Source organism: Bradyrhizobium barranii subsp. apii, from assembly GCF_011516635.5.
GTDB classification, from domain to species: Bacteria; Pseudomonadota; Alphaproteobacteria; order Rhizobiales; family Xanthobacteraceae; genus Bradyrhizobium; species Bradyrhizobium barranii.
Genome location: NZ_CP096255.1, coordinates 2780033 through 2796961, shown reverse-complemented (window position 1 = coordinate 2796961; position 16929 = coordinate 2780033). Strand labels below are relative to the sequence as shown.

Annotated in this window: 16 protein-coding genes and 3 pseudogenes; 11 read left to right on the top strand and 8 right to left on the bottom strand. The window is 59.9% G+C overall.

Features of this window, described 5'->3' with window-relative positions; all coding sequences use genetic code 11:
• Positions 1-640 precede the first annotated feature (640 nt).
• Both HAP41_RS13315 and HAP41_RS13310 read left to right on the top strand, forming a co-directional pair.
• Positions 641-973, top strand: coding sequence for a hypothetical protein (locus HAP41_RS13315; RefSeq protein WP_166101230.1), 333 nt, complete (start codon positions 641-643; stop codon positions 971-973).
• A 4-nt stretch (positions 974-977) separates the two neighbouring features.
• Positions 978-1220, top strand: a complete 243-nt coding sequence (locus HAP41_RS13310) for a hypothetical protein (RefSeq protein ID WP_166101234.1) — start codon at positions 978-980, stop codon at positions 1218-1220.
• Positions 1221-1223: 3 nt separating this feature from the next.
• On the opposite strand, the gene HAP41_RS13305 is transcribed toward HAP41_RS13310, so the two are convergent.
• On the bottom strand, positions 1224-1448 hold the full coding sequence (locus tag HAP41_RS13305; protein ID WP_166101237.1) for a hypothetical protein: 225 nt from the start codon (positions 1446-1448) through the stop codon (positions 1224-1226).
• Between the two features lie 125 nt (positions 1449-1573).
• On the opposite strand from HAP41_RS13305, the gene HAP41_RS13300 reads away from it, so the two are divergent.
• From HAP41_RS13300 to HAP41_RS13285, 4 genes are all read left to right on the top strand, one after another.
• On the top strand, positions 1574-2044 hold the full coding sequence (locus HAP41_RS13300) for a hypothetical protein (protein ID WP_166101242.1): 471 nt from the start codon (positions 1574-1576) through the stop codon (positions 2042-2044).
• A 68-nt stretch (positions 2045-2112) separates the two neighbouring features.
• Complete coding sequence (locus HAP41_RS13295; protein WP_166064748.1) at positions 2113-3387, top strand: IS256 family transposase; 1275 nt, start codon at positions 2113-2115, stop codon at positions 3385-3387.
• Positions 3388-3501: 114 nt separating this feature from the next.
• A complete protein-coding gene (locus HAP41_RS13290) occupies positions 3502-3879 on the top strand; it encodes a hypothetical protein (RefSeq protein ID WP_248577198.1) in 378 nt (125 codons plus the stop codon).
• 447 nt (positions 3880-4326) lie between these two features.
• On the top strand, positions 4327-4509 hold the full coding sequence (locus HAP41_RS13285) for a hypothetical protein (RefSeq protein WP_028154091.1): 183 nt from the start codon (positions 4327-4329) through the stop codon (positions 4507-4509).
• 361 nt (positions 4510-4870) lie between these two features.
• Here the strand turns inward: HAP41_RS13285 and HAP41_RS13280 are convergent, their stop codons facing one another.
• The 3 genes from HAP41_RS13280 to HAP41_RS13270 all read right to left on the bottom strand — a co-directional run bounded on the left by HAP41_RS13280 (position 4871) and on the right by HAP41_RS13270 (position 7578).
• Positions 4871-5074, bottom strand: a complete 204-nt coding sequence (locus tag HAP41_RS13280; RefSeq protein ID WP_028141284.1) for a cold-shock protein — start codon at positions 5072-5074, stop codon at positions 4871-4873.
• A gap of 389 nt (positions 5075-5463) precedes the next feature.
• Entirely contained in the window at positions 5464-6738 is a 1275-nt protein-coding gene (locus HAP41_RS13275; RefSeq protein WP_166064748.1) for an IS256 family transposase, read from the bottom strand.
• A gap of 564 nt (positions 6739-7302) precedes the next feature.
• The gene (locus tag HAP41_RS13270; RefSeq protein WP_224580866.1) at positions 7303-7578 is read right to left on the bottom strand and encodes a hypothetical protein; all 276 of its coding nucleotides are present in this window, start codon (positions 7576-7578) and stop codon (positions 7303-7305) included.
• A 1055-nt stretch (positions 7579-8633) separates the two neighbouring features.
• On the opposite strand from HAP41_RS13270, the gene HAP41_RS13265 reads away from it, so the two are divergent.
• Positions 8634-8834 carry a DUF6494 family protein gene (locus tag HAP41_RS13265; RefSeq protein ID WP_166101257.1) on the top strand — a complete coding sequence of 67 codons (201 nt, stop codon included), beginning with the start codon at positions 8634-8636 and terminating at the stop codon, positions 8832-8834.
• Between the two features lie 411 nt (positions 8835-9245).
• Here HAP41_RS13265 and HAP41_RS13260 read toward each other — a convergent pair whose 3' ends face one another.
• The 3 genes and pseudogenes from HAP41_RS13260 to tnpC all read right to left on the bottom strand — a co-directional run.
• Entirely contained in the window at positions 9246-11393 is a 2148-nt protein-coding gene (locus HAP41_RS13260) for an ATP-binding protein (protein ID WP_224580867.1), read from the bottom strand.
• Positions 11386-11718: pseudogene (locus tag HAP41_RS13255) on the bottom strand (Ku protein); the annotation flags it as partial. The gene HAP41_RS13260 and the pseudogene HAP41_RS13255, both read right to left, overlap by 8 nt.
• Positions 11719-11783: 65 nt before the next feature.
• Positions 11784-12596 (bottom strand): annotated as a pseudogene (gene tnpC / locus HAP41_RS13250) (IS66 family transposase); the annotation flags it as partial.
• On the opposite strand from tnpC, the pseudogene HAP41_RS13245 reads away from it, so the two are divergent.
• Together HAP41_RS13245 and HAP41_RS13240 are read left to right on the top strand one after the other, a co-directional pair.
• A pseudogene (locus HAP41_RS13245) lies at positions 12588-12983 on the top strand (SOS response-associated peptidase family protein); the annotation flags it as partial. The pseudogenes tnpC and HAP41_RS13245 overlap by 9 nt on opposite strands.
• Positions 12984-13107: 124 nt before the next feature.
• The gene (locus tag HAP41_RS13240) at positions 13108-13380 is read left to right on the top strand and encodes a hypothetical protein (protein WP_166101260.1); all 273 of its coding nucleotides are present in this window, start codon (positions 13108-13110) and stop codon (positions 13378-13380) included.
• Positions 13381-14401: 1021 nt separating this feature from the next.
• On the opposite strand, the gene HAP41_RS13235 is transcribed toward HAP41_RS13240, so the two are convergent.
• Positions 14402-15466 (bottom strand): IS110 family RNA-guided transposase, encoded by a 1065-nt coding sequence (locus HAP41_RS13235; RefSeq protein WP_166101263.1) that lies wholly within the window; start codon positions 15464-15466, stop codon positions 14402-14404.
• Between the two features lie 169 nt (positions 15467-15635).
• Here HAP41_RS13235 and tnpA point away from each other — a divergent pair, with 169 nt between their 5' ends.
• Positions 15636-16511, top strand: coding sequence for an IS66 family insertion sequence element accessory protein TnpA (gene tnpA, locus HAP41_RS13230; RefSeq protein ID WP_166101269.1), 876 nt, complete (start codon positions 15636-15638; stop codon positions 16509-16511).
• Positions 16508-16861, top strand: coding sequence for an IS66 family insertion sequence element accessory protein TnpB (gene tnpB / locus HAP41_RS13225; protein ID WP_045003380.1), 354 nt, complete (start codon positions 16508-16510; stop codon positions 16859-16861). Before tnpA ends, tnpB begins: the two co-directional genes overlap by 4 nt.
• The last annotated feature ends 68 nt before the right edge of the window (positions 16862-16929 follow it).

The following is a 16929-nucleotide window of genomic DNA, read 5'->3' as shown; positions in this document are numbered from 1 at the left end:
GTGCCAGTCATCTGCCGACCAGCTCGGAGCGAGATGCATTGCAGAAACTGCGAGCGGGTCGCGAGCTGACACTGAGAGCCCTTGAGCCCACCGGTCAGCGCACCATCGCAAACATGCTGTCGAAGAGCTGGATTGAACGTGGGAGCACGGCAGGAGCGTACCGGATTACGCCAACAGGCCTCGCTGCCTTGCGCGTCAAGATACCCTGACGCCGAGAGCTGATTCGCATTTCGCCGTCAAAGGCACAGGAACCATCCTGCGGGCCAGAGATTTCTCTCTTGCTTCAGGTTTCCCCCGGCCTGAGGCGCCTCAACAGCGGCCTCCGCGTTGCCCCGCGGGGGCCGTTCTGCATGCGAGGTACCATGGACGAGAGCTTGAGGGTGATGCTTGCGATCGGAGCGACAGTGGCCGTCGCCGCTGGGGCGTTCTTTGCCATCCGTTTTATCGTGGGGTTTTACGGCTAGACGTTGCACGTTAGGGCGTTACCCGTATTTTTCCCAAGGTTGATCTCGCAACGTGGCACTTTCGCATCCCACCCGGCTCCCTATAGTTATCGCGTCAGCGGCGGCCGATTCCGGGACCGATCATCAAAATGAACTGTTCAATTACCAGAACCAATAGCGTCAAGTTGTCGAAGCCCATGCGCTTCGTTAACCGCGTTCCGCTGATTGCCGCAGCTATGTTTGTCGCGCTTACGGGCTCCGCGCACTCGAAAGCTAGTGTCTTCTATAAGAAGGACGTGAAGGGATGGATTGTTCTCGGGCAAGCGTGGGAAACTGAAGCCGACTGCTTCGCTACAAAGAGCTTCGGTGATGGCACCGTAGTCAGCTTGTCTATGAATCCGGGTGATCCGAACGGAAAAATCACGTTCGAGGCCAACAGGTCTACAAAAGACGCCGAAATCCCGATGGACGAAATCAAGAAGGCCCTCGGGGCGTGTAAGTGGCGGTACGAAAGTTTGTATAACGAGTAACAAAATGGGCAGGCACAAGCCGCACCGTATTTCCGCCGACGAACCAATCACAATCGACCTGCTCGAACGGTGCCTCGACCGGTTGGCCTATGAAATGCACCGCGCGCCACAAGGCGGTGAAGTCTATCTGCCGCTCTTCGAGCGCCTTGAATCAGACCTAGCCGCCGCTAAAGCGAAGGAAGATATGTTGGAACGAGCGCGCGTTAGGGCTGCGCGCTATATGCGGGAGCACTCCATTAAGAAGTAGCCACTACGACCCGACTCTCACGCGGGGTTTCGCCGCGTTTTCAGCGGCTACAGCTAAGGCCCGAGACAACTCAAGCGCCTGATCCGCCGTCACCTGGAAATGGATGCCGACAACGCTCGCGATGGCAACGGTGTTTTCGTCGTCGATTTGCTCAACGCAGATCGCCGCAGACTCGTCGATTTCGATCCGCGCTATTTGGCCCGGCCAATTATCCCGCTCATTCGCCATCACGGCACTCCATGCTTCCGGCGAAAGTCTATCGGAGATACCGTCTCAGGTCACGGTCGACCAAAATCCTAGTTGCCCAACCCCGTACCCACGCCGTAAAGTTGCGGTGGGTCTGGGGGATTTCAATGAAGATATTTTTCTCAACGCTCGCGCTGCTTGCGGCGTGCGCCAACTCAGCCAATGCAGCCGACTGCAAATCTATCGCCGATCCACAGGCGCGTTTGGCGTGCTTTGACCGGCCTGTGGCGCAGAAGCCCCATGGCGTTAAAAACGTTGTCGCGTCCCCTGAATTCACCGCAGCAAAAGCCGTCATAGAGCGCAAACTAAAAGACCCCATGTCCGCACAGTGGGCCGATCTCTTCAAGGTAAAGACCAAAGAGGGTGAGTTCGTTTGCGGGGCAGTGAATTCCAAAAACAGCTATGGCGGCTATGTCGGTTCGCGAGGTTTCATTTTTGACGTGCGATTCAACACGGCGACCATCATGCTGAGTGGCGCGTCGGACCCCGATTATTCCGGTGAGGATGCGGCGCGCTATTGCCTCTATTGCCTTCCCGATCCTCGCTCGGGGATGTCCCGGGTTCTGTTGAATTTCTGAAGAGGTCGGCGTTGCCCACCTTGAGCCGGTAGGCTCGGGGTGCTGATTCCACAAAGGAGAGCAACGCCATGACGAGAGATATCACACCGGCTGGTTGGCCGGCGACCGGGGCTGTGGAGAAATCATTTGCGGAAGTGCGAGCGAGCTTCGATCGGTTCTGCCTTGCGGCAGGAATCGAGGCGCTCGGCACGATGATGGAGGCGGATGTGACAGCGGCCTGCGGGCCGCGCCACGGTCGTGATGCGGCGCGGCGGGCGCACCGTTGGGGCCGAACGCGGGGGCGGATCGGTTTCCACGGCGGCAAGATCGAGGTCGATCGCCCGCGGGTCCGGGGCATGGACGGCCGCGAGGTCACGATCCCGAGCTGGGAAACGGCGGCGCAGGAGGACTGGCTCGGTCGCTGGGCGATGAACCTGATGCTGATCAATGTGTCGACGCGCCGGTTCGGCCGCGCCGTCCGGCTGCCCGAGGGTGACGTGCCGGCACCGCCCGGATCGGGGATTTCGAAGTCGGCGGCCTCGCGGAGGTTCGTGGCTCTGTCGGCGGCGCGGCTGGCCGACTTCATGGCTGCCGATCTGTCCGCGCTCGACCTTCTGGTGGTCCAAATCGACGGGCTGCATCTCGACGACGATCTCGTGCTGGTGGCCGCGATCGGGGTTGACGGCGAAGGCAACAAGCATCCGCTGGCGCTGGTGGAAGGGGCGACCGAGAATGCAGCAACGGTTCAGGCCCTGCTGGACAACCTGGTCTCGCGCGGGCTCGACCCGACGGTGCCAAGACTGTTCATCGCCGACGGCGCGAAGGCGTTGTCGAAGGCGATCCGCCGCACCTTCGGTTCGGCCGCTGCGATCCAGCGCTGCCAGATCCACAAGGCGCGCAACATCATGGAACGCCTGCCGAAAGAGCATCATGCGGCCACCCGCCGGGTGCTGCGCCAGGCCTGGGAGCTCGATGACGCCGACAAGGCTGAAAAATTGATCCGCAATCTCGCGCGTCGACTCGACCAGCAATGGCCCGGCGTTGCGGCCAGTATCCTCGAAGGCCTCGACGAAATCCTGACTGTCGTCCGGTTGAAGTTGCCGAAGGAGCTTCGCCGATCGCTCGCCTGTACCAATATCGCCGAGAACATGATGGGCACCATTCGCCGCGTCACGCGCAACGTTAAACGCTGGCGGGATGCCGGTATGGCCTTGCGATGGGTCGCGGCCGGTATGATCGAGGCCAACAAGGGCTTCCGACGATTGAAGGCGCATAAGCAATTGTCGGTTCTGCGTGCGGCCCTTCAAGCTCACCACGATCGCATGACAATCAAGTCCGTTGCCCACGTCACGAGGGCTGCGTAATATTCATTCCGGCAACGTCGACCCGACGTAGTTCAACAGCGATCGGGACATCCCCCCTCGCTCAGAGCAGAGCGTTGCTCCTTACTGCGCGAGCCTGATCAAGTCTTATGTTCGATGATTCCCAGCGCAGCTAAAACACGAAACAATCACTATGTCCCGCAATGGCACCAAGAAGGGTTCTTCGAGGAGAGACGAAACGTTCTCGCTTACCTCGATTTGACCCCAGACGAAAAGGTGCTGGCAGACGGCCGCACAATCACCTTCAATGCTTTTGAACATCGGCCGACTTCGCTCGCCCAACTGACGGGGTCGAGCATTTTTACCGACAGCGCGTATCGATGGCGCGAGATCAGAGGCGCTATTGCCAGCAAGGAAGCGCGCCTTGCTAAGCTTTCATCCAACTTCAAAAGCACCACGTTCCAGATGCCAACAACGGTAGTCGATGCCGTAAATTCGATAGTGAAGGAACTACCGCAACCTATCCGGCCCTGATGGCTGATATCTTCAAATATCTACTCAGAGCGAACAATAGCGGCATGCCAAAGCCCAACGTGGAAGATCGCCTCGCTGCGCGAGTTTCGCGATTGCATTCGACCGCACAAGCATCGCTTGGGAAAAAAATGAATTGGCCGATCGCTTCGCAGATCACCAGCGCGTTTCCGTCAGGCGGCATACAACATAACAACGTTAATCGTCTTCTGCTGATGTCTAGCTCCGAGCACCATCTCTCTAGCGTTCCGATGGCTTTCCTAATTTCCCGACAGGATTGACCAACTTTGCGCGCCGCCCTCCTCGCCCTCACCGCTCGTCGCGGCCTCACCGGCCTTCCCGCTCTATCCTCAGGCCAGGTGTGCACCGCGCGTTGCGTCACACCATCCCGCGTGACGGTCGTACCTTCCGTGTGCTAGACCGCGCCATCAACATTGATGGAGCGCCGCCTTGGCCAAGAAGACAAAGAAGACTGTTCGTCGCGAGTGGACTGCTGCCGATATCAGAGACTTGAAGGCGCACTCCAAGGCGCGGACGCCTGTCGTCAAAATAGCCAAGATGACCAAGCGAACCGAGGGCGCGCTCCGTCAGAAGGCGCTCGTATTGGGAGTTGGTTTAGGCCATCAGCGGTGATTGGACCGCTGGCTTGATCGCACCAAGTTCGTTGAGCGAGCCCGCCAGAATTCGATATTGTTTTAACGCTCACATCTGCCGATCAGGTGCAGACTGCTGCGTCCGTCAGGGCTGCCGGAGAGCTTTTGCGGCCTTTGGGTTGAGGGCTCGCCTTCCCAGCCCCGGCGGGCCCTCCTCAGTAAGAACAGCTGACGCATTTAATTGTCTCAAAGTGTGACATCGACGACATTGCGCCCCGCCCCGCGCTGTAGGCTTCATCTCGCCGGGGCTGGACCCATATTTCACTTATAAATTTTAACCCGGCAGCAGGCCGCAGTGGTTCGCCGCTGCGGCCTTTCTGTTGAACAACACAATGGGCGCATCACCCGATTCGTAGATTTTCCGCCGAGTCTTTTCCGCGATTGTTCACGACGTCGAAACTAACCTTGGCTCCCTCTGCGAGTGAGGTGAAACCAGCCTTCTCGACTGCCGAGATATGGACAAACACATCTTTGCCGCCGTTGTCAGGTTGAATGAACCCGTAGCCCTTCGTCGGGTTGAACCACTTTACCGTCCCCATTGCCACTTAACTTCTCCATTTTCCAAAAAGCAAAACTAGTGCCCGAATTTCGACGAAAGAAAGGCTGGTCGCAACCGCGCTCATGCGCCGGAGGTGTACGCGAGCCCAGGATGTCGTTTTACGTCGTGTGAACCTCTTCACATGGGTATGACATCAAGACGGTTAATCTCCAGTCGCTGGCGAGAGGTTTCAGTTACAGCGGGAGGCGGCCGTGGCAGCAGACACAAAGGCGGACGACTGGTTTATTGCTGCGCACGTGCTGAGGGTACGCACGTCGTCGGGCACCGCATCGATATCGTTTAAGATTGGCAGCAGAGTAGCTAATATCGCAGCACTTTTAGGGGATGTCCCGATCGCTGTTGAACTACGTCGGGTCGACGTTGCCGGAATGAATATTACGCAGCCCTCGTGACGTGGGCAACGGACTTGATTGTCATGCGATCGTGGTGAGCTTGAAGGGCCGCACGCAGAACCGACAATTGCTTATGCGCCTTCAATCGTCGGAAGCCCTTGTTGGCCTCGATCATACCGGCCGCGACCCATCGCAAGGCCATACCGGCATCCCGCCAGCGTTTAACGTTGCGCGTGACGCGGCGAATGGTGCCCATCATGTTCTCGGCGATATTGGTACAGGCGAGCGATCGGCGAAGCTCCTTCGGCAACTTCAACCGGACGACAGTCAGGATTTCGTCGAGGCCTTCGAGGATACTGGCCGCAACGCCGGGCCATTGCTGGTCGAGTCGACGCGCGAGATTGCGGATCAATTTTTCAGCCTTGTCGGCGTCATCGAGCTCCCAGGCCTGGCGCAGCACCCGGCGGGTGGCCGCATGATGCTCTTTCGGCAGGCGTTCCATGATGTTGCGCGCCTTGTGGATCTGGCAGCGCTGGATCGCAGCGGCCGAACCGAAGGTGCGGCGGATCGCCTTCGACAACGCCTTCGCGCCGTCGGCGATGAACAGTCTTGGCACCGTCGGGTCGAGCCCGCGCGAGACCAGGTTGTCCAGCAGGGCCTGAACCGTTGCTGCATTCTCGGTCGCCCCTTCCACCAGCGCCAGCGGATGCTTGTTGCCTTCGCCGTCAACCCCGATCGCGGCCACCAGCACGAGATCGTCGTCGAGATGCAGCCCGTCGATTTGGACCACCAGAAGGTCGAGCGCGGACAGATCGGCAGCCATGAAGTCGGCCAGCCGCGCCGCCGACAGAGCCACGAACCTCCGCGAGGCCGCCGACTTCGAAATCCCCGATCCGGGCGGTGCCGGCACGTCACCCTCGGGCAGCCGGACGGCGCGGCCGAACCGGCGCGTCGACACATTGATCAGCATCAGGTTCATCGCCCAGCGACCGAGCCAGTCCTCCTGCGCCGCCGTTTCCCAGCTCGGGATCGTGACCTCGCGGCCGTCCATGCCCCGGACCCGCGGGCGATCGACCTCGATCTTGCCGCCGTGGAAACCGATCCGCCCCCGCGTTCGGCCCCAACGGTGCGCCCGCCGCGCCGCATCACGACCGTGGCGCGGCCCGCAGGCCGCTGTCACATCCGCCTCCATCATCGTGCCGAGCGCCTCGATTCCTGCCGCAAGGCAGAACCGATCGAAGCTCGCTCGCACTTCCGCAAATGATTTCTCCACAGCCCCGGTCGCCGGCCAACCAGCCGGTGTGATATCTCTCGTCATGGCGTTGCTCTCCTTTGTGGAATCAGCACCCCGAGCCTACCGGCTCAAGGTGGGCAACGCCGACCTCTTCAGAAATTCAACAGAACCCGGGACATCCCCCACTTTTAGGTTGCTCCGGACCAATCTCTGGAAGCGGTGTTTCGGACACGGACTTCCAACTAGATTCGCAACTTATGCGCTACATCAGCGGTCCATGGTCATTGAAGGACGTCAAGGGCCACCGAGGTGACGTCACGCAAAACGTGTCATTTTTTCCTGATGCGTTGTCGGGCGCGGCGTTTAATAAGAGCGGAAGCGTCTTTTTTAATTTCGAGATACCAAACCCGAGCTCCATGACCTTTACGATCAAGGGCCAGTGGATGGTAAAGATGGTCCTCAATCTTGGCACGACGTTTGTAATTTAGTCCGATCCTCGCGTCTTGACATGAAAGTTAGTCGAACAGGTCATCGGCTTCTTCCTCTGGGCACACGCCTTCGCTTGTCGGGCAGTTCCTCCCTCATTTAGCCAACACTAAGGTTTCTTGCCTCGGTTTTCCTTTTCCGGTGTCCTGACGGCGCGGCCCGTCAGTTATGGGAAGCAACCAGCTGCGCACACCGAGGACACACGCCGTCGGCCGCATCCGTGAGTTGGCGCACAATCTCCTCCATGAGATCTTCACGCTCCCAACACGTGCCGTCACTCCGGGTGATGCTTCTGGCGCGGTAATAAGCATGGGTTTCGGCGTCGCTGTCTCCGACGCGGATCATGACTTCTGGATGGAAAGGACAGAGCGCTATAGCACGCGTTGTCAGCAATGCATAGCGCATGGTCGATTCGAGATTTTCGGTGTGGAGCGGCATCATAGCCTCCTGCTTCGGGCCACAAGCGTATGTGAGCGCGGTAGCAAAGGCACAGCCCAATTCTAACTGTCCCTTGCGCGCTTGACCTCAGCGTGCTCAGCGTCGCGCGGCACAATGCACTGCGCGACGCCATAGCGATTACTTACGCTCCGCGTCAGCCTCCTGCTCAAGCCGCAAAATATGTGCGCGCAGTGTGTCAAACCGCTCCTCGGCAACGTCGCTGAATAGCGGGTCATTGTGACTCGTTGCGGTTGAAGCGATCTCAGTCCAATCTTGAGGCTTGAGAACCTTAAGTGCCGCGGGAAAAAAATCGCGATCTTCCATCCTCATGTGACGGCGCTCGCGCGTCAGATTGCAGGTCAGCGCACACCGCGCCATCTCCGTGGCGACCTTCGGCAGCGTCTTGCACAGGAAGTTCGCCAGGCTAGGCGGCAGGAATGCATGCTTGCAAATTCTAACAGCGGGCGTCCGGCTCAAGTCAACTGAAACAAGTTTGTTGCGGGGACTAGGGCGCGACGAAGTGAAGGGCAAAGGCAGCCGCGACACAGAGCGCGACGGCAATGGAGGCGGACCACCATTTAGCGGGGTAGCCACCGAATGTAATTCCAACCAAGGCTGCGCCTAACACCCATCTGATCAAGGCCACGGGGTTGCTCCGCGTCATGTCCTATCAATATGCGCTTGGAGTCGCCCCGTTTCCAGCCCGTCCGGCTGCCATAATCAAACCGACCCACCACCCAAAAGCTGCCCTCAGCCGGTGCACTGTCCATCGTCAGCTTCGGGTCAAGCTCTGAAGTCGGCGGGTCCATGGTAGATAGTCTGCTCTGCCACTGTGAGCGGACATCACCGGATCCGCGGTTCAGGTCCGCGAAGGGCCAGAAGCGGAAGCACTCCACTAAGTGAGATTTCGCTTCCAGGTGTAGTCTTCAGCTTCGGGCCGAGGTTGCAGGCAATCAGGTTGAGGAGGAAGTCGGTGGCGACGCGAGCGAGGCCTCGATGTTTCGTCATTGCACGCCTCGTGCTAGACTTCGCCTGCCCGATCAGGGAGAACAGCCATGACCGCCGAGTTCGATGAAGACCGCTTCAATATGGCTATCCGTAAATTTCTGAAGCATGTCGGAGTTACATCGCAGCGTGAAATTGAGAACCTAGTGCGTAGCGGAGAGGTGAAGAGTGGCAAGCTCAAACTGCGAATGACCTTGTCCGCGGAGGGGACGCCGCTGAACCATGTGGTCGAGGAAACAGTCGCGCTCTGACGATTGTCCCGGCTGTGGGAAGCCATGGCCCTGATCCTCACGAAGGCTACCATTGCGGTAGCCGGCCGAACGTCGCCTTCGGGTCAAGCTCGGAAGTCGGCGGGTCCATGGTAGATGGTCTGCTCTGCCACTGTGAGCGGACATCACCGGATCCGCGGTTCAGGTCCGCGAAGGGTCACATCCGGACTCATGCAGCGCAACAAGATACGCACTCAGCCGATCACTTTGTCAGTGCGCGCGAGTACCATCGGTAGTCGAACCTTGCAATTCGATTCGAATTGCGCGGCGCTTCATTCGGCTAACTTTGTGCGTCGGCGCCAAGTTCGAGGCTATGTCCTGCGATTGGGCTGAATCTTGGCCTCCAGGCTCTGCGCATCACCGGCTCCAACGGTCCAATCTCAGGCGCCAATACTAGTTCAACACTCTCACCAGATCATCAGCCTCGCGCAGATCGCGGGAAGTTTCCGCGGATGCGAATTTCGCCCGGGTCGATATTAGCAGGTCTCGTGCCTCAGTGCGTCCGGATGCGCTCTCGCCTGCGCTGACCAGGCGCGCGATGCTGATCGCCGTGCGCAATTCCCAACCGACCGCCCCGAACTTCCTGGCAGTGGCAAGCGAGCGCTTGAACAAGCGCATGGCGGCCCGGTCGTCCCGCGATGGATCGCGACACAGCAGCGAGCCGTGGATCCGGTAGATCTCGGGAGCTGCCCAGCGCTCGCCGGTTTGCTTCACCAGGGCCTCAGCCGAGGCAGCGAAGTTTCGAGCCCTGCCCATCTGCCCGATCCGTCCGAATTCCGTGGCAAGCAGAATTCGATAGAGCGGCATCTGGATGCACCGGTTCTCGGCGGGCAGCTTATCGAGCAGGCCGCATAGCTTCTCGAGCGCGTCCGGCGCGGGGCCTCGTGCCGCCAACGCTGCGGTTGCCCACAATGGACCGATGACCCGGTACATCGGATAGCCATACTCGTCAGCGACCTTCAGACCACGCTTCACGCTGGCAAGGTTCTCCGCAAGGTCACCCTCATACCAGTGATCGGCGACGCCGAGAATGGAGGCAAAAGCCACCATGAACGGATGTCCGATCTCGTTCGCAAGCTGCCGCGCCGTCACGCAGCACTCTCTGGCCCGGCCGGGCCGGCCCAACAGCCATTCAATGTGTCCGGAATAGACGAGCGATACAATTAATGGATCATGCTGATAGATCTGGACCAGCTTGCCGTGCTCGCGCGGATTGTAGCGAGCGCTGACCAGAGCCGCGAGCTCACTCGCCTGCTGCAAACGACCGAGGAAGAAATTGGCGATCACGGCGGCGGTGTAGGCCATGAGGGCGGCCTCGTCGTTGCGCCACTCTTCTGCCCGCCGGACGAAATTTTCCGCGTGTTCGAGGCCCTTGGTGAGCTCGCAGTTGACCAGCTTGGCTATGGTACTTCCCCACAGCACCGTCGCCTTCTCGCGAATGGTGCCATGGCTCGCGCAAAGCTCGAGTGCACGACTGTAGGGGCCATAGACGTTCGGGTCGGACCATCCGGCGTTGGCCGTGTACGCCATCGCCAGATTGGATTGCAGTCCGATTTCAGCCTCGAAGCGCCGTGGCGACGCCGGCATCTTGGATATCAGCGAGAGGCCTTCGCGAAGGTGAGCCACGGCTTCCTTGGTGGCAGATCTGCGCAGCGCGGATTTTCCAGCCTGGAGCCAGGCCTCGATCGCCTCCGGAATGTTGCCTGCGCGCGCATAATGATAGCCTAATACCGCCGGCTGGCCGCTTTCTTCAATGGAGGCTTCCTGGAGCAGCCACGATGCCACGCGCGCATGGAGTTCACGCCTTTCCTCCATGAGCAACGAGGAGTAGGCGACTTCCTGTATCATCGCATGTTTGAACGTGAAGACCTCGCCTTGAGGTTCCTTGCTGCGATACACGATCCCCGCTCTCTCGAGAGCTCGCAACGCCTGTGGCAGCGTTTGGCTCTTATCCGGAAACACGTTGAAAATGCCTTCATAGTCGAAACGCCTTCCGAAAACGGAGGCGATCTGGGCGACGCGCTTGGCAGGACCGAGACGATCAAGGCGCTCCATCAGGGAATCGTGAATACTTGACGGCACCAGGGGTTCCGGCAACTTCGGCACTGGGCTTTCGGCGGCCGGCGGGACCGCACCGGCATCGACGACGGCCCGCGTGAACTCCTCGACAAAGAGTGGCACGCCGTCGGTCCTTTCCACGATCTGGCTGGTAATCTGGCGCGGCACGAAATCGCTGCCCGCGACGGCTGCGACCATCTGCTCGCATTCATGCGCTGCCAGCTTCCGGAGGGGGATCCGTCTAATTGCCGTGCTTGGCAACCAGTCGGCCTTGTAATCATCGCGATGCGTGATCAGGACCATGATCCGCTCGCCAGGACAGCGAGCCATCACGCGTACCAGCAGTTCGATGGTGGTCGGGTCCATCCACTGGACGTCCTCGACGATCCCGAGGATCGGCTGCTTGCGCGAGGCGGCGACAAGAGCGTCAACGAACACCTGAAACGCGCGCTCGCGCTCCAGGGGAGATCCGAAATACGACACGACCGATGGCGACCTTGTTCATTTCGCGGATGGTCTCGCGGATCACCGCGAAGGCGTCGTGGCCGACCTTGCCGTCCGGACGAAGGTAGTAGGGTCGGATCAGGTAGCGCGGATCGATCTCTGACTTGTCGACGAACTCATCGATTTCGATCGTTCGGGTCGATTCCAACGCGATCTCTTCGAGCTCCTCCTTCGTCACTTCAATGAACTGCCCCTTCTCCAGCTCATAGCCCTTGACGATGTCTTCGTTGGACACCTCATCGCCCGTGTCCTGGTCCACCTTGATGTACTTGATGCGGTGGCCCGTCTGCCGATTGAGCGTAAGCGCGATTTTCTTCGCACGCCGGCGGTTTTGATGGATTGCCCTGGTATCGGGCGATACCGAGCCGTTCAGGCAGTGGCGGCTTTGTGGAAGTTGAAGGGCAGCAGGTCTGTAATATCGGCGTCGCCGGCGCGCTGAGGCAATTCGGTGAGGACGTGGCGCAACCACGCTAACGGCTCGACACGTGAGGCGCGGCAGGTCAGCATCAGGCTATAGACGACGGCACTGGCCTTGGCTCCGTCCACGGTATCGCTGAACAACCAACTCTTCCTGCCAGTTGCAAAAACCCTGATGTCGCGCTCCAGAAGATTGTTGTCAATCGGCATGCTGCCGTCCCCGGTGTAGCGCGTCAGATATTCCCATTGGTTTCGGGTGTAGGATACGGCGTCGCCGAGCTTGCTGTCAGGCAAGACCTTCGGGGCCATGTCATCGAGCCATACTTTGAGAGCATTGAGGATGGGGACACTATGTTGCTGGCGGAAGCGGCGAATGCAGTAGGCCTGTGTTTCACCCTTCTCCGGTATTCCGTCCCACGCCCGCCTTTCAACCCGGTAGAGCTGTTCAAAGAACCGCAGCGCTTGCTCGGGCGGACCGCCGCCCTTCTTCCTGGCTTTGAGGGCATCGACAAAGCGCCGCCGGGAGTGGGCCATGCATCCAATGTGGGTGGCCCCTTCCAGCGTGCGCCATGCGGTATAGCCGTCACTCATTACAATGCCACGGTAATCGCCGAGGAAGGCTTGCGGGTGGATTTGGCCGCGGCCCGGCTGATAATCCAGAAGAACGATCGGCTCGTGGCTGCCCTTGCCGCTGCGATAAGCCCACATGTACGATGTGCTGGTGGCCCGTTTGTCCTTCTCCTTGAGGACCTGAACCGTTGTCTCGAGCCGGACAATCGCTGCCTGGTGCCATTCACTAGCTTCAGCGAGTACGACACCATCGATGGAAAGAAGGTCCCTGTATGGTTCTCCCCAGATGAGAGCCGCCCCCTGCTCGCCTTCGGCGGAATCTGGACCAACTGGACGTCTGTGCGAAAGGCAAAGGAAGGCGAGGTCACGGCCGATGTCTTTGGGTTCCTGACCTGTGATGCCAATGCGGAAGTGAAGCGCGTCCACCCGAAGGCGATGCCGGTCATCCTCACAACGGCCGAGGAGCACGACACCTGGATGCGCGCGCCTTGGGACGAGGCAAAGGTGCTGCAGCGGCCGCTCCCGGACGGCGCGCTGAAGATCGTGGCGACCGGCGAGAAGGAAGACCCGGCGGCAGCCTAGCGTTGTGCAAAAGAAGGCGGAACACGTGGACAAGATCCAGTGCCGACGATTTCGAATCCCTGCCCTGTGTTAACCGGCCGGAACGAGGGCGAGAGACGAGGGTTCGTCTCGGTGGAGCGAATTCATGCTGATGTCTAGGGAAAGACGGCCTGCGATCCGCATGCTGCGCGGCTGGGCCATTTCGGTCCTCAACGAGGCCGAAGCCATCAGCGAGTGCGGGGAGCACGGCTGGATGCGAGATCGCGGGGACCCGCACGCCCATGAGCGTGCGTTCGATGTAGCGCGACAGTACCCACCGGAAGGATATTCTCCGGAGGCCGCCGCGGTTGCGATTGCCGAAGTCTTGGAATCGATCGGCGATACATGCCCGGAGTGCCCGGCGGAGGAGATCGTCTAAGGTTGCGACAAGCCGACTGCAAACCTCCGCGACACGTCGGTTCGGCACGGTCTTCAACCGCGGCGCATCTGGCGTTGAACGTGCCGGCAATTTGTGAGGCCGAGGAGACGCAGACGCAATTGCGCAAGGCCGCCATCGCGTTAGGTCGAACGTGGCGACAGCGAGGATCCTGAGAGCGCCAGATCTTGGATGTGCAGACAATGACTTAGCCACCCCTCGGCGACAGTGCTTTTATCTTGCCTTCCTAATCGGGCGTTCAAAGTCAACTCATTCCTACGCTTTTCTGCGACTCTTCGCACTTCAGCCATGACAGACTCCCTGCATCGACGACGCGCACGCGCTACCGCAACGCTGCGATCAGCATTCACCAGGCGGGGTCCATGCGTTCCTTCGCGTTCAGCACTTCGGCCGTCGCATGCTCTTCATCAGGTTCGTAAACAGGGCTGTCCAAGCAGTCTGGCGCTCTCGTTCCCGAAGGACGGCAGCAGGCAAGAGATAGCGGACATTCCCCGTTTCGCGGCCCCGCCAGGGGACGCTCACCGCGCGCGCGGATCCCTAATTCCGTTCCCTCCTCAGCATGCTGGGAGTAATCCCAGCGCCTCCCTGTGCTCGTCTACGTAGCTACTACTGCGCCGGCCTTCCTAATCGGGCGTTCAAAGTCAACTCATTCCTACGCTTTTCTGCGACTCTTCGCACTTCAGCCATGACAGACTCCCTGCATCGACGACGCGCACGCGCTACCGCAACGCTGCGATCAGCATTCACCAGGCGGGGTCCATGCGTTCCTTCGCGTTCAGCACTTCGGCCGTCGCATGCTCTTCATCAGGTTCGTAAACAGGGCTGTCCAAGCAGTCTGGCGCTCTCGTTCCCGAAGGACGGCAGCAGGCAAGAGATAGCGGACATTCCCCGTTTCGCGGCCCCGCCAGGGGACGCTCACCGCGCGCGCGGATCCCTAATTCCGTTCCCTCCTCAGCATGCTGGGAGTAATCCCAGCGCTTCCCTGTGCTCGTCTACGTAGCTACTACTGCGCCGGCCTTAGGCGCAGCCGCTGCGTGATCTTGGCACCGAACCCAACGTGGAAATCAGTCTCGCTGACCCACATCCGGTGGAGAATGCCCGCGAGCTTTCGCGCGACCGCGGCAATCGCACACAGCATGCTCGACCGCTTGGCGATCCGCAGGCCCCATGCTCGCAATGCCGACCATTTTCTGACCCGTAGCAGCAGACTTGCAGCCGCTTCACACAGCGCCTCCCGCACGGAGATATCGCCCTGTTTGCTGATCCGCCCCTCAAAATCGATCGATGTACCGGACTGGTGGCGCTTCGGCGTCAGGCCAAAATGCGCGCCCACTGTGCGGGATCGGGCAAAGCGATGAGGGTCATCAACGCCGACTTTGAATGACAAGGCGACGACCGGACCGACGCCTGGAACCGTCATCAGACGCCGGCAAACAGGATCATGCTGGACCACCTGCAGGAGCACGCGATGCAGCCGATCGTAGCCCTCGAGGAGGGCCCGGCGCACGTCCAGCATGACCTGGATAGACATCACAAAAATCGGGTCGCTGTGCTCGATCAGCTCGCGGATGCGGGCCTCAAAGGCACCTCGCGCGACCGCTCCGACGAGCAATCCATAAGCCCGCAGTGCGCCCCGAACATGGTTCTCGAGGTCGATCAATTTGCGCTTGAGCAGCTTCCGGTTGGTCAACAACGTGCGCATTTTTTGCATGTCGATATTCTTGACATGCACGGCGCGGTACCAGCCCAACCGCATCATCTGAGCGATGCCGCGCGCATCGTTTCGGTCGGTTTTGTTGCGCATTGTCGACAGCGAAACGCGCATATGGCGCGCTTCCACAACAATGATTGGAAGCCCGGCCGGCTGTAGTTCGCGATACAGCCAGATACCGAGCGATGACGCCTCGACCCCCACCCTATCGAGGCGATCCGCGTAGCCCTCTACAGCGCAGCGGATCGCCTCTGGCTCCGTGCTGACCTTAGCTTCGCGGATCGTGAGACCCTCGCTATCGACGATGCAAACGCTGGTTTCTTCAAGGCCGACGTCCAATCCAACGTACAGTTTCATCGGAGCTCTCCCTTGTGGCAACGCCCCTCTAAATCGTTGCACCAGGCTCCGGATTCGGCCACGGACGTCTTATCCCCGTGCACCGGTATCTCGAAGCCCGATTTGAACGACTTTCCGAGAGTGCGTTGTCGTTCCATATCGGGTTCCTTGCTGCATTGGAGGATCTCCGGTGGGTACGGAATATTTCAAGAACGAAGCGCGTCGCTCTTTTTGGTCGGTACACGTTGAGGCGTGGCGGCGAAGCGGTCTCAGCAAGCGCAAATACTGTCGTCAGCATCGTCTCAGTGGCGGCACATTCGATCGCTGGCTGCGGCATCTGATTGACGCCGAAACGCTGAAAGTACGTGCGGAATTGCGTCGCGAGGAACGTCGGGAGCGGCTTCGCAAGAAGCGGAGTCCAGTGTCGAAGGACCAGCGCTGCAGAGCCGTCCAAGCGTTCTGGACAATGCACGTTGAAGCGATGAGGTGGTGTGGACTGAGCATGCAAGCCTATGCCCGGGCACATGGCATATCGCAGCACAGCCTGAAACGGTGGCGCGATCTGATCGACGCCAATGAGGTGGAAATCGACTGGCGGACGCAACTTCATCCGAGTGCCCGCCCACTAATAAGCACTAGTGTTAGCAGCGCTGCTAAGGGGTCTCGCGCAAGAAGCCGCTTGACAGATGCACCAGCCGTCGATCCGCCGAGCGACGAACGCGCCAACCGGCGTCGCTTCAGTGAGGAGGAAAAGCTCGCGATTGTGACCCAGTCCGAGTTCCCCGGTGCCACCGCTGCCGAGGTTTGCCGGCGCCACGGCATCGTCACGAGCATGTTGTTCCGGTGGCGGGTACAGTTCGGGTTCAGCAAGCGAGTGCCGGCGAAATTGGCGGCTGTGAGGGTCGCCGGCGCACAATCCGCAACGCTCGTCCTGAACGATCTGTTGCAGCCGCCTAACGGCATGACGGTTGTCGAATTGGACGATGGGCGTCGCGTCTTCGCACCGATCGGCAGTGATCCGGATGCAGTCCGTCGCCACGTCATTGAGCAGGAGACTGCCCGATGATGATCGTGCCGGCCGGCGTGAAAGTGCATTTGGCTTTGGGATATACCGACATGCGGAAGGGCCTGGATGGCCTCGCCGCTCTCGTTCAGGAACACCTCAAGAAGGACCCATTCTCCGGCCACCTGTTTGCCTTCCGAGGCAAGAAGGCAAGCACGCTTAAGATCCTGTTCTGGGACGGCAACGGCCTTTGTCTGTTCAGCAAAAGGCTCGACCAAGGCGGCTTCATCTGGCCGAGAATGAGCGATCCGGGCGGCACGGTGACGCTGTCCCCGGCGCAGCTTGCCATGCTGATCGAAGGCATCGATTGGCGCACACCCGAGCGTCGTTGGCGCCCGGTCATCGCGGGTTGAATCGCAAAAACACGCATAGAATATAGCGAAGTTGCTTCGTCGAATCAGCGTGTCCGAGTAGAATCGGT

What these genes read in the sequence shown, in the direction of transcription:
- HAP41_RS13315 (WP_166101230.1), top strand. Translation starts at nt 641, where the DNA reads ATGCGCTTCGTTAACCGCGTTCCGCTGATTGCCGCAGCTATGTTTGTC.
- HAP41_RS13310 (WP_166101234.1), top strand. Translation starts at nt 978, where the DNA reads ATGGGCAGGCACAAGCCGCACCGTATTTCCGCCGACGAACCAATCACA.
- HAP41_RS13305 (WP_166101237.1), bottom strand. Translation starts at nt 1,448, where the DNA reads ATGGCGAATGAGCGGGATAATTGGCCGGGCCAAATAGCGCGGATCGAA.
- HAP41_RS13300 (WP_166101242.1), top strand. Translation starts at nt 1,574, where the DNA reads ATGAAGATATTTTTCTCAACGCTCGCGCTGCTTGCGGCGTGCGCCAAC.
- HAP41_RS13295 (WP_166064748.1), top strand. Translation starts at nt 2,113, where the DNA reads ATGACGAGAGATATCACACCGGCTGGTTGGCCGGCGACCGGGGCTGTG.
- HAP41_RS13290 (WP_248577198.1), top strand. Translation starts at nt 3,502, where the DNA reads ATGATTCCCAGCGCAGCTAAAACACGAAACAATCACTATGTCCCGCAA.
- HAP41_RS13275 (WP_166064748.1), bottom strand. Translation starts at nt 6,738, where the DNA reads ATGACGAGAGATATCACACCGGCTGGTTGGCCGGCGACCGGGGCTGTG.
- HAP41_RS13270 (WP_224580866.1), bottom strand. Translation starts at nt 7,578, where the DNA reads ATGCCGCTCCACACCGAAAATCTCGAATCGACCATGCGCTATGCATTG.
- HAP41_RS13265 (WP_166101257.1), top strand. Translation starts at nt 8,634, where the DNA reads ATGACCGCCGAGTTCGATGAAGACCGCTTCAATATGGCTATCCGTAAA.
- HAP41_RS13240 (WP_166101260.1), top strand. Translation starts at nt 13,108, where the DNA reads ATGCTGATGTCTAGGGAAAGACGGCCTGCGATCCGCATGCTGCGCGGC.
- HAP41_RS13235 (WP_166101263.1), bottom strand. Translation starts at nt 15,466, where the DNA reads ATGAAACTGTACGTTGGATTGGACGTCGGCCTTGAAGAAACCAGCGTT.
- tnpB (WP_045003380.1), top strand. Translation starts at nt 16,508, where the DNA reads ATGATGATCGTGCCGGCCGGCGTGAAAGTGCATTTGGCTTTGGGATAT.